The organism is Nocardiopsis alkaliphila YIM 80379, from assembly GCF_000341005.1.
GTDB classification, from domain to species: domain Bacteria; phylum Actinomycetota; class Actinomycetes; order Streptosporangiales; family Streptosporangiaceae; genus Nocardiopsis; species Nocardiopsis alkaliphila.
On record NZ_ANBD01000019.1, the window covers coordinates 35,968 to 47,642 of the forward strand.

Below are 11,675 nucleotides of genomic sequence, written 5' to 3' on the forward strand. Positions count from 1 at the left end.
GTCCATGACAGGGCACACCGAACGCCCTGAACGCTTGGTTTCGTCGGTGATTCCCCGCCCACCCTTCCGTTTCCTGTCCGGATCATGCCCTGGTCGAGGACTACGCGTCGTTACGGCCCGCTTCCCGACCCGGGCTCGAAGGTCCGCGAGGCGGGCCTCATGGAGGTGGGTCGTACGGGTCGTGGAGGCGAGTGCTCGACACAAGAGCCTCCCCCGCTCGGAGCGGCTCAACGTGGACGGCCGGAAATGGCCGGATACGGCCACCCATGGCGACCTCGCGCACGCGTCTGCTTTCGTGTCCCCACGGGCGAGAAGAAACCTGGGGGTTTCGACCGAACCATCGACGGCTGTAGTGGCCGGTGCGAACGTCCTTGAGGGGTCACGTACTTCTCAGGAGTGCTCGGGACGACGGGTGAGGGCGAACCACAGGCGCATACGGCGTTCAGGATCGGCCAGGTCCACCCCCAAGTCCCGTTCGATCCGACCGATGCGGTAGCGGACACTGTTGCGATGGACGCCAAGGTCCGCGGCGGTCCGGTCCCAGTTGCCATGCCGCGCCAGCCAGGCGCGCAGGGTGGTGCGCAGCGTACGGGCGGCGGACGTGTCCGCCGTCAGGGGGCCGAGGGTCTCCCGACTCAGCCGCGCGACGCTCTCGGAGCCCAGCAGGGTGTCGAAGAGGTCGCTCTCGGCCGTCCACAGCAATGGTTCTTCCATGGCACGGGCGCGTACCAGCAGGGAGGCGGCCTCACGATCGGCGTCGGCCAGGTCCTCCACGGGCATCGCCCGGCTCAGGGCGCCGATCCATCCGTGAGAGCGCAACCGGTCCAGGTACTCGTGGTGGGCGCCCTCGGTCCGGTCGGCCAGTATCGCGCGCACGATGGTCTGGGCCCCTTCGACGAAGGGGACCCGGTCCACCAGGCGGGTCCCCAGGGGCAGGTCGTCCACGGCCGTGTGGGGGCCTCGGGCCACCGGGGTGGCGCGCAGGACCCGGTAGTCGGCGAGGGTCTCCGCGGAGGCGGGGGTGCTCGTGTCGGTGAGTTCGGCCAGCACGCCGACGGCACCGGGGTTGAGGGCACCGTCCAGCAACAGGGCGACGAGCGCCGCTCCAGGGTCTGCGGTAACCCTCTCGTCGCGGGCCCGACGCAGCAGTTCGAGGAGGGAGATGGCGGTACGCAGGACCGCACGATCGGTGATGTCGAGGGAGTCGGGACGGCCCACAAGGAGCACCTCGCCTTCCTTGGAGGAGGCGCCCACGGTGTGCAGGAAGACCTCGTCGGGTCCACTGCGGACCTTGGCGCTGCGCGGTCCCGACGAGGCGGTGAGCTTGGTGACCAACGTGCGTAGTTCGGGGGCCAAGCGCGTGGGCGCCCCGTTGGTGCGGTGGGCGGGCCCGATGGGATCGGCGGGGGTCAGGGCGGCCCAGCCACCGAGGGTGTCGGCCAGCACCGCCAGTAGTCGATCCACGGGCGAGGAAGTGGTGACCGTACGTGCCAAGGCCTGGTGGGATTCGCCCAGGCGGCGCAGGTCGCGCAGGTGACGTTCGCCCAACTCCTCCCCCACCGCGCGGCTGATCGCCGCGAAGGGGGTGACCGGTGGGACCTCCAGCAACGGTAGCCCTTGGAGCCCGCACTGCTCGATGAGCCGGGCGGGGACGGTCTCGTGGACGGGGGCCATCCCGAAACCGACCGCGGACACACCCACACCGACCAGGGAGGCCACGTAGGAACGGACTCCATTCGTGGTGTCGGGCAGGTTGACCCCGGCGGTGAGCAGGAGTTCACCGCCGCGCAGGTAGGCGGCGGGTTCGACGAGCTCGCCGGCGACCGCCCAGGTGATCGGTGGATCGCCGACCTCGACGAGCGTGCTCAGGGCCAGGTCCCGTCGGGCCAGGACCACGCTCAGGGGCACGTGGGGCGTATCGCTCCCGTTCTCGGCCATGGCCCTCTCTTGATCGTTCGCCCTCTCCGAAACCGTTCCTCCTCCTTGCCCTCCCCAAGGCGCCGTCCGGGCTCGATGGACGGTTCGGCCAAAGTTCAGCAAAGATCGGGGTGATTCGGCCACTGGAGTGGAGCCTAGCGACTCCTTAGTCTGGCCGAAGCATGGTGACCTGTGTCAATGCCGCCGCGGTGTCGCAAGGCCCGACGGCGCGCCCTTGGGCCTCGGGCCCGCCCGATGTCCGCCCCCGACACCGTGTCCGCCGCGCCAGAACCGACCCACAGGAAGGGAATCCATGAACACACCGATCGGACCCATCGACTCCAGCCTCGTGCCGCGTTTCGCGGGCCCGGCGACCTTCGCCCGCCTGCCCCGCGTCGACGAGGTGGACCGGGCCGACATCGCCGTGATCGGCGTGCCCTTCGATACCGGTGTGTCCTACCGTCCCGGCGCCCGTTTCGGCCCCTCGGCGATCCGTGAGGCCGGCCGGCTGCTGCGTCCCTACAACCCGGGTCTGGACGTGTCCCCCTTCGAACGCCTACAGGTGGTCGACGGCGGCGACATCGCCGTGAACCCGTTCTCCATCGGCGACGCGGTCGAGACCCTGGACCAGGGCGCCTCGGAGTTCGTGCGGGCCGGCACCCGCCTGGTCACCCTGGGCGGGGACCACACGATCGCGCTACCCCTGCTCAGGTCCCTGTACCGGGTGCACGGCCCGATCGCGATGCTGCACTTCGACGCCCACCTGGACACCTGGGACACCTACTTCGGTGAGCCCTACACGCATGGCACCCCGTTCCGGCGTGCCGTGGAGGAAGGCATCCTCGATACCGAGGCCATCGCCCACGTGGGCACCCGTGGCCCCCTGTACGGCAAGCGGGACCTGGAGGACGACCGTCGCTTCGGGTTCGGCATCGTCACCGCCGCCGACGTGATGCGCAAGGGTGTGGACGAGATCGCCGACGCCCTGCGTCAGCGCATCGGAAACCGGCCGCTGTACGTGTCCGTGGACATCGACGTCTTGGACCCCGCGCACGCCCCGGGCACCGGCACCCCTGAGGCAGGAGGTCTGACCAGCCGTGAGCTGCTGGAGATCCTGCGTGGGCTGGCCGGCCTGAACCTGGTGGGCGCCGACGTGGTGGAGGTCGCCCCGGCCTACGACCACGCCCAGATCACCGCCACGGCCGCCTCGCACGTGGCCTACGACCTGGTGAGCCTGCTGGCCCTGAACCACCAGGAGGAGCCGGGCTCCTGAGAATCGACCGACCATGGGGCGCACGTCCTCGGTACGGGACCAAGAACACGCGGGTGTGCTGCGGATCTTCGGCGAGGCGGGCTTGTGCGGGGTGTGGGTGAACACCCACGGCGCGGCGCCGTCGAAGACGCCGCACGGCGGGTTCGAGCGCTCGGGGCGGGGCGAGGGCTTGTCGGCCTACGCTATGGCCTGGAGGACGGCGTCCGCGTCGAGCACCCCTCGAGCGCGTTGGATCGATCGTCGACGAGTCGTCGGGGTGGTTCACACCTGGGCGGGCCGTCGGGGGCGCAGGTGCGACCAGGTCAGCTCGGTGACGTGGCCGGCCATGGTGTCGGGGTTCTCGTCCGGGTGGTCCAACAGCCAATCGGCGAAGGCGTCGGCGGTGCTCACGGCCACCCGGGCGAGCAGTTGGGCCTCCCGAGGGTCCAGGGCGCCGTAGTCACCACGGGTGCAGGTGGTGATGAGGTCGGCCATCTCGTCGGTGACCCGGTCGCGCATGCGGAGGGTCTCGCCCTCGAAGGGCTGTCCCTGGGCCGCGGCCCGGCGGTACAGGACGGTCCAGCTCTCGCGGTTGTCGATCACGAATCCGAAGAAGGCGCGCATTCCTCTGCGCAGCGGATCCTCGTCGGTGGGGTGCAGTGGGTCGCGTACCGCGGTACGGATGGCCTCCACCAGGCGTTCCATCTCCCTGCGGACGCAGGCGGTGAAGATCCCCTCCTTGGAGCCCAGGTAGTGGTAGACGGTGGGTTTGGACGTCCCGGCGGCCACCGCGATCTCCTCCACGCTGACCGTGTGGTAGTCGCCCCGGGAGAACGCGGAAACGGCGGCGTCGATCAGTTGCTGTTCCCTGACCCGACGCGGAAGTCTGCGCTGTTTGGTCTTCACGGGACAGACCCTAAGGGATCGAGGTTTCGAGGAAGGGCCCCCGGGATTCGGGTTCCTCGACCCGTTCCGTGTATTGGCCGCCATTACGCACGTGACCTGTGGGGCCTCTTCCGGGGGAGATTTCGAGATGTGTCACATCCCACATTTTGAGGGGTTTGAATGGTCGGATTCCGCACGGGAGTGCGCGAAATCCGACCCGCGCTCATCGGACGGAGGGGTCCCGAAGTTCGAGGGTGCAGCACTTGGCTCCGCCCCCGGCCTTGCGAAGCTCGCCCATTTGGACGGGATGGACCGCGTACCCCAGGTCCCGCAGCCGGTCGGCGAGATCGACGGCCTCCGCGGCGAGGACCACGTTGTGGCCGTCGCTGACCGCGTTGAGGCCGAGGACGGCGGCGTCCGCCTCGGTGGCCGGTATCGCGTCGGGGTAGAGGGAGCGCAGCACCCGGCGACTGCCCTCGGAGAAGGCCCCCGGGTAATAGACGACGCGGTCGCCGGACGGGGCGAACAGAGCGGTGTCCAGGTGGTAGAAACGGGGGTCGACCAACTGCAGGGTCACCACGGGGCGGCCCAGGAACCGTTCGGCCTCTTGGTGGGCGGCGGCCTCGGTGCGAAAGCCGGTGGCGGCGAGGATGACCTCGTCCAGGGTGATGAAGTCACCCTCGCCCTCGTTGACGTGCTTGGGTTCTTTGATCCGGGTGTATCCGGCGTTGTGGAACCAGTCGAGGTAGGCGGGCCCTTCGGGGGTGCGTTCGGCGCTGGCGAAACGCGCTCCGTAGACGCGACCGTCGACGACCAGACCACCGTTGGCGGCGAAGACCATGTCGGGCAGACCCTCGATGGGTTCGATTTCGCTCACCCGGTGCCCCAATGATCGATAAAGATCGCGAAGGGCCTCCCATTGCCGAATGGCACGTCGACGATCCACTCCGGCGTCCGGATTCATCCAGGGGTTGATCGTGTATTCCACCGCGAAGTGGGTGGGTCTGCACATCAGATAGTGCCGGGGTGGGGCCACCGGCGCCGACTCTAGGGGTCGAATCACGAAACCTCCTCATCGAGGTGGCTCGGAAGCCGAATGGCCCGCGGCCGTTCAGGCTTTTACCACACCGCGTTTCCGAGCCGTCGAACATCAGATACCCGCGTCCATGAGGCGTCAACAGAGACTTTTTCGCGAACCGGGCGAAGAGCGGCGACGGCGGGTGCGAGCGTGACGCCCACGTGCGACCCGTGCACCACCCCACGCTACCGACCGACCAGACGGTATTGCTAGGGTCGCGACAGTTCTGCGATTGGAGCCCTCCCATGACTACGACCGTCAAAGCAGCCGTCTTCCACGAGGTCGACGCACCACCACAGATCCGTTCCCTGGTCCTGCCCGATCCCGGCCCCGGACAGGTACGGGTCCGCCTGGCGGCGGCGGGCGTGTGCCACTCCGATCTGTCCCTGTCCAACGGGACCCTGGCCCAGTCCTGGCCCGCGGTGCTGGGCCACGAGGGCGCCGGCACCATCGACGCGGTCGGCCCCGGGGTCGAGGACCTGGTGCCCGGTCAGCAGGTCATCTTGAACTGGGCACCCGCCTGCCGGGAGTGCTGGTTCTGCCTACGGGGAGAGCCCTACCTGTGCGAACACGCACTGGACGGCACCAAGGCCCCCTACGCCGAACTCACCGATGGAACCCCGGTCTACGCCGGGTTGAGCACGGCCGCCTTCGCCGAGGCCACGGTCGTCCCGGCCAAGGCCGTGATCCCGCTACCGGATGGAATCGACCCGGCGGTCGCCGCGGTGCTGGGATGCGCTGTGATCACCGGCTGGGGCGCCGTCAACAACGCGGCCCGGCTACGGGAGGGGCAGTCGGCGGTCGTCCTGGGACTGGGCGGGGTCGGACTGTCCGTGTTGCAGGCCGCCCGGGTGGCCGGAGCCGGCCCACTGATCGCGGTGGACGTCTCCCCCGACAAGGAGGAGCTGGCCCGATCCCTTGGCGCCACCGACTTCGTCGTCGCCGACGGATCCACCCACAGGGCCGTCCGAGGCCTCACCGGCGGACGTGGGGTCGACCACGCCTTCGAGGTGGTGGGCAAGGCCCAGGTGGTGCGCACCGCCTGGAACTGCACACGCCGAGGCGGGACGGTGACCGTGGTGGGCCTGGGCTCGGCCAAGGACGAGGTGTCCTTCAACGCCCTGGAGCTGTTCCACCAGGCCCGCACGCTACAGGGGTGCGTCTACGGCTCCAGTGACCCGGACCGGGACATCCCGCTGCTGGCGGAGTCGGTGCGCTCCGGTGACCTGCGGCTGTCGGCGATGATCACCGACGAGATCCCCTTGGAGGGCGTTCCCGCGGCCTTCGAGCGGATGCGTCAAGGCAAGGGCGGCCGATCCCTGGTGCGCTTCGGGAGGTGAAAGAAGGTTCGAGAGCCCGTGGTGTCGGACGGATACCACGGACTCCCGAACAGGGCGTCCCCATGGTGCTCCCCTCACGGCACACCATGGGGACCGTCTCAGGACAGGACGTCGCGCAGTTCCTCCAGGAACCGCAGGAGGGCGACCGAGCCCGGGTCGCGCTCCCCCGCCCCGCGTTCACCCACCCAGGCGGCACGCCCCTTCGTCGAGGTCAGGGCGCTGGTCTCGACGACGGCGCGCTCGGCCGCGGACGCGGCGACCCGCGCGGCGATGGCCGCGTCGTCCACACCGACCAAGGCCTCTCGCACCGACAGCAATCCGTCCACGAACGTCTTGTCACCGGGCTGAGCACCGCCTCGTTCCCGCACTCGGCGGGAAACGGCCGCGGTCAAGCGCGCGGCGTCACGGACCGAGATGGCCGCGAGTTCCTCCGCCTCGGCCGCGGCGGCGAGCACACCCGCGCCGGTCAGCGCGGCGAACGTCGAGGGGTTGGCCGCCGCGAACGCCGTGGCCGCGCTCCGGAGCACGTCGGCGTGGTGTGCGTCCTCGGGCAGCGCGAGCAACGCCTCGCGAACGGCCTCCGCCCCGGAAGAGACCGTGATCCCCAAGTCTCCATCACCGAGCCGCGAATCCAGCAGCCGCAATTCCTCCGCGTGCGAGGGCATGCGTTCCATGACCTCGATCAGTGTGCCGCGCAGTGCACTGACGGTACCGGTGCGGCGGAGGGTGGGGGCCGAGGTCGTACCGGTACCGGCTCCGGCGGCACCGACGCCCTCCATAGGCGCCCGAGGTGCTTCCGTGTTCCCTTGACCGAAGAACGGGGAGGCGGCCGGGGCGTCGATCAGTTCGGCCAGTTCGTCGTCGAGTAGTAGCACCGAGACCGAGGCCCCCGCCATCTCCAGGCTCGTCGCGAACTCACCGATGTAGCGTCGGTGGATGACCACGCCGCGCTGTCCCAGTACCTGATGGACCCGGCGGTAGATCAGGTACAACTCCTCCAGGGGAGTGGATCCCAGGCCGTTCACCAGGACCGCCACCCGGTCCCCGGTCACGGGTTCCAATTCGCCGAGGATCTCGCTGAGGAAACGGTCGGTGATCGCGTCGGCCGTCTCCAACGGGCCCCGGTGACCGCCCGGCTCACCGTGGATACCGATCCCGACCTCCATCTCCCCCTCGTCGAGCGTGAACGTGGGTTCACCCGCGGCGGGGAGGATGGTGGGTGACAGACCCACTCCCATGGTGCGCGTGGCGTCCACGGTGCGCTGGGCCACCGAGCGCACCGTTTCCAGATCGGCACCGCGCTCGGCGCAGGCCCCCGCCGTCTTGTAGGCGAAGAACAGCCCCGCCACTCCGCGTCGGGTGTCCTCCTTGCCCCGGGGTGCGGACAGGACGTCGTCGGTGCCCAGCACGGTCGCCGTCGCGATGCCCTCCGCCGCCACGACGTCCGCGGCCAAGTCGAAGTTGTAGACGTCGCCGCCGTAGTTCCCGTACAGGTAGAGCACACCCGCGCCCCCGTCACAGGCGCGCGTGGCCGCGGCGATCTGTTCGGCGGAGGGTGAGGAGAACACGTTCCCCACCGCCACCCCGGTGGCCAGTCCCTGGCCCACGTACCCGAGGAACAAGGGAAGGTGACCGGAACCACCCCCGGTGACGATGCCGACACGGCCCTCGACCGGCGCGTCGGCACGAACCAGCGCCCTACGATCCCGGGTCGTCGCGCGCAACCGGTCGGGGTGCGCCATGAGCAGGGACTCGGTGACCTCGTCGACGAAGTCCTCCGGCCTGTTGATGATCTTCCTCAGCGCCATGCGCACTCACACACCTCTCGCTCTATCGCCCTGGGGGCGGGTTCTGTGGACGTCCCGGGAGCCGGTCAGGCCAGGGCCTCGGCGGTCTCCCGAAGGGTGCGCAGGTCTTCCTCCAAGACGGCGTCGCCGCAGACCCTCGCCGGTCCGGCGGAGATCCCTTGGACCTCCAGGCCCGCCTTCAGGTGCGGGATACTGCCGCTGCGCACCGCCGCCACAGCGCGTGCCACCAAGGGCTGTGCGGCGCGCACACCATCGGTGTCACCACTGTTGAGGGCGTCGCGCAGCGCCACGAACGGCCGAGGGAAGACGGACGAGACGCCGGAGACCACACCGAGGCCGCCCGCACGCACGAACTCCTCGAAGGCGATGTCGTTACCGGACAGGACGTCGAAACCGGTGGGGGCCTGGGCCAGGTAGGCCGACACCGACTCGTCGCTCTCACCGCTGATCTTGACCCCGCGCACACCCACGTCGTGGAGGCGGCGCAGCACCGAGGGGGCCGCCGGGGTGGTGGAGCGCACCTGGAACAGGTAGGCGTGCACCTGCGCGTCACCGGCGGCGGCCACCAGACGCTCGTAGTAACGCACCAGCGCGTCCTCGGGGGCGGGCAGGAAGAAGGGCGTGATGGCGGCGAATCGGGTCGCCCCGGCCTCGAGGGCGGCGCGGACCAGGGATTCGGCCTGACGGGGAGCGGCCGCCCCCACGTGGGCGTAGACCCTCTCCGGTCCGAAGACCTCCAGTGCCGTGCGGATGACCCTGATCCGCTCCTGGTCCTCCAAAGCGGTGAACTCACCGGTGGTGCCGGCGACGAACACGCCGTCGACCCCCTGGTCGCGCACCGCCGTGAACAACGCGGCGGTGGCTTCGGGGTCGAGAGCCTCGTCTGAGGTGAAGGGGGTCGGAAGGGCGGTGATCACCTTCGCGTGGACGGACATGCGTGATTCTCCTCTGATGGGAAAGGGGCGGTCACCGGTCGAATCCGGATCAGGGTGCCGGGGTGGTGCCCTCGACGGCGCGGGCACGGCGCGCACGCCAGGCGCCTCGCAGCGGCGGGACGATGAGGGCGAGCCCGCTCACCGTCAGGAGGCCGAGGGCGATGGGGCTGGTCAAGATGTTCTCCACTCCACCGATCTCCAGAGCCCGACGGAGGTTGCCCTCGGCCAGACCGCCCAGGATCAGGCCGAGGACGACCGGACCGGGCGGGATCGCGAAACGCTTCAGGAAGAGGCCGAGGAGACCGAACACGAGCATCACGGCGACGTCCAGGACGCTGTTGTTCACCGCGTAGGTGCCGACCATGCAGAAGACGAGGATGACCGCCCACAAGAAATGCTGTGGCAGTTCCAGGAGTTTGGCCACGCCACGCATGCGCAGGATGCTGATCACGAGTGCGACCACCGTGGCGATCAGCATGATCCCGGCGATGCTGTAGACCAAATCCGGCTGGTTGGAGAACAGGGACGGGCCGGGCTGGATGCCCCAAACGACCATGGAGCCGATCATGACGGCCATCACGGAGTCGCCGGGCAACCCCAAGGCCAGGGTCGTGGTGACCGAACCACCGAGGGTGGAGTTGGAGGAGGTGTCCGCGGCGGTGATGCCCTCCAGCGACCCCTTGCCGAACTCCTCGGGACGTTTGGAGAGTCTGCGCGCCTGGTCCCAACCGAGGATGCCGGCGATGTCACCGCCGGTGGCGGGCACGATGCCGACCACGCCACCGACACCGCTACCGATGGCCATCGGCTTGAACATGGTGCGCCAGTCCGCACGGGTGGGGAACCAGCGACCGAAGTCCTTGATCGGCTCCACGGCTTGGCCTCGACGGTGCACGAGGATCTGGTTCATGACCTCGGCGATACCGAAGAGTCCGATGATCGCGGCGATGAAGGGGATGCCGTCGGACAGTTCCGAGACCCCGAACGTGAATCGTGGCGTGCCCGTGATGGGGTCCCGGCCCACGGCCGCCAAGAGCAGGCCCAGCCCACCCGCCATGAGCCCCTTGACGATCCGGCCGCCGGACACCCCGATCATCATGGTCAGACCGAACACGACCAGCGCGAACATTTCGGCGGGGCCGAAGTTCAGGGCCAGCCGGGACAGTGGGATGGCGGCGACCATGAGCAGGATCACGCCGACGATCGTTCCCCACGCCGAGGCGAAGGCGGACGAGGTCAGGGCCAGTCCCGCTCTGCCTTGGCGGGCCATGGGGTAACCGTCGAAGGTCGTGGAGATGGACGCCGGTGTGCCCGGGGTGTTGACGAGGATCGCCGGGACCCGGTCGCCGAAGTTGGCCGACACGTAGATCGTCAGCAAGACCGCCAGTCCCGGGAGCGGCTCCAGGGAGAGCGTGAAACCACTGGCCAAGGCGACGGCCATGGTGGCGGTCACTCCGGGAAAGGCGCCGACGAGCATACCCAGGAGGGCACCCGCCGCGATGCACAGCAGGACCAGGGGGTCCAAGAGGGCACCGAAACCTTCGACTATCGGACTCATAGCGGGACTCTCAAAAGGACGCCGAACAGAAGGTAGAGGATCGTGGTCACGACGACCGGGAAGAGGAGGAGCGCCTTCCATCCACGGCCACCGCCCAGCCAGGTCAAAGCGACGAACAACACCGCCGTGGAGACCCGGAAGTCGACGAAGTACCACAGGACGCCGTAGCCCACGATCGACGCGACCATCGCGACGAGCCGCCACGTTCCTTGTCGGGTCGCGGTCTCCGGCACGTCCTCGGCCACGACCACGGTCGGCCGGAGCAGCGCCCCGGCGGCCAGGACCAGACTCAGCGACAACAGGAGGACGGCCAGCGACTCCGGCCACCACCTCGGGCTGAACTGGGTGAGGCGGGCCCCTTCGGGGATCTGTGCGGCCAGGACGAAGGCGACCACGGAGAGCGCGACGCCGGCCGCGGCGGGGACCAGGTCCCGTAGTCTGCGTCCCGGACGCGCACCACCCGTGGTGGGCGCGTCCGGGGGTGTGGTCATGTCGGCCACGAGGCTCAGCCCTGGCCCTCGAGCAGCTCGGCGAAGCGGGCGTGCTCCTGGTCGACGAACTCGGCGAACTCGTCCGAGTCCACGTTGACCGGGATGTTGCCCGAGTCGGTGATGATCGTCCGGAACTCTTCGGAGTCGGCCGCCTGGACGAACGCCTCCTCCAGCGCCGAGCGGACCTCGTCGGACAGCCCGGTCGGTGCGCCGATGCCGCCCCAGCCACCGATCACGATGTCCACGCCCTGTTCAGCGGCCGTTTCCACCTCGGGCAGGGATTCGGTGGGCTCGGAGTCGAAGACGGCCAGGACACGGAGCCGACCGTCCGTGTGGGCGGGAGCGGTCTCGGAGACACCCGCGACCACGGCGTCCACCTGGCCGCCGACGGCGGCCGTGACGGCGGGGGGG

The 11,675-nt window shown here is 69.4% G+C and carries 10 protein-coding genes; 2 read left to right on the top strand and 8 right to left on the bottom strand.

Features of this window, described 5'->3' with window-relative positions; translation table 11 throughout:
* Positions 1-390: 390 nt before the first annotated feature.
* Positions 391-1,938, bottom strand: a complete 1,548-nt coding sequence (locus tag D472_RS0102220; RefSeq protein ID WP_017602871.1) for a PucR family transcriptional regulator — start codon at positions 1,936-1,938, stop codon at positions 391-393.
* 292 nt (positions 1,939-2,230) lie between these two features.
* Between D472_RS0102220 and speB the strand changes: the two genes are divergently transcribed.
* On the top strand, positions 2,231-3,190 hold the full coding sequence (gene speB, locus D472_RS0102225) for an agmatinase (RefSeq protein WP_017602872.1): 960 nt from the start codon (positions 2,231-2,233) through the stop codon (positions 3,188-3,190).
* Between the two features lie 261 nt (positions 3,191-3,451).
* On the opposite strand, the gene D472_RS0102230 is transcribed toward speB, so the two are convergent.
* Both D472_RS0102230 and ddaH read right to left on the bottom strand, forming a co-directional pair.
* Positions 3,452-4,075 (bottom strand): TetR/AcrR family transcriptional regulator, encoded by a 624-nt coding sequence (locus D472_RS0102230; RefSeq protein WP_017602873.1) that lies wholly within the window; start codon positions 4,073-4,075, stop codon positions 3,452-3,454.
* Between the two features lie 202 nt (positions 4,076-4,277).
* Complete coding sequence (gene ddaH / locus D472_RS0102235) at positions 4,278-5,117, bottom strand: dimethylargininase (RefSeq protein ID WP_033302977.1); 840 nt, start codon at positions 5,115-5,117, stop codon at positions 4,278-4,280.
* A gap of 260 nt (positions 5,118-5,377) precedes the next feature.
* On the opposite strand from ddaH, the gene D472_RS0102240 reads away from it, so the two are divergent.
* Complete coding sequence (locus D472_RS0102240; protein ID WP_017602875.1) at positions 5,378-6,472, top strand: zinc-binding dehydrogenase; 1,095 nt, start codon at positions 5,378-5,380, stop codon at positions 6,470-6,472.
* Positions 6,473-6,570: 98 nt separating this feature from the next.
* On the opposite strand, the gene D472_RS0102245 is transcribed toward D472_RS0102240, so the two are convergent.
* The 5 genes from D472_RS0102245 to D472_RS0102265 form a co-directional block, all read right to left on the bottom strand.
* Positions 6,571-8,280, bottom strand: coding sequence for a dihydroxyacetone kinase family protein (locus D472_RS0102245; RefSeq protein WP_033302987.1), 1,710 nt, complete (start codon positions 8,278-8,280; stop codon positions 6,571-6,573).
* 65 nt (positions 8,281-8,345) lie between these two features.
* On the bottom strand, positions 8,346-9,215 hold the full coding sequence (locus D472_RS0102250) for a dihydrodipicolinate synthase family protein (RefSeq protein ID WP_017602877.1): 870 nt from the start codon (positions 9,213-9,215) through the stop codon (positions 8,346-8,348).
* A gap of 49 nt (positions 9,216-9,264) precedes the next feature.
* Positions 9,265-10,773, bottom strand: a complete 1,509-nt coding sequence (locus tag D472_RS0102255) for a tripartite tricarboxylate transporter permease (RefSeq protein WP_017602878.1) — start codon at positions 10,771-10,773, stop codon at positions 9,265-9,267.
* Entirely contained in the window at positions 10,770-11,264 is a 495-nt protein-coding gene (locus tag D472_RS0102260) for a tripartite tricarboxylate transporter TctB family protein (RefSeq protein WP_051045921.1), read from the bottom strand. The genes D472_RS0102255 and D472_RS0102260 overlap by 4 nt, the downstream gene beginning before the upstream one ends.
* A 14-nt stretch (positions 11,265-11,278) precedes the next feature.
* Positions 11,279-11,675, bottom strand: a 397-nt coding sequence (locus tag D472_RS0102265) for a tripartite tricarboxylate transporter substrate-binding protein (protein ID WP_017602880.1), incomplete at its 5' end; no start/stop codon positions are given.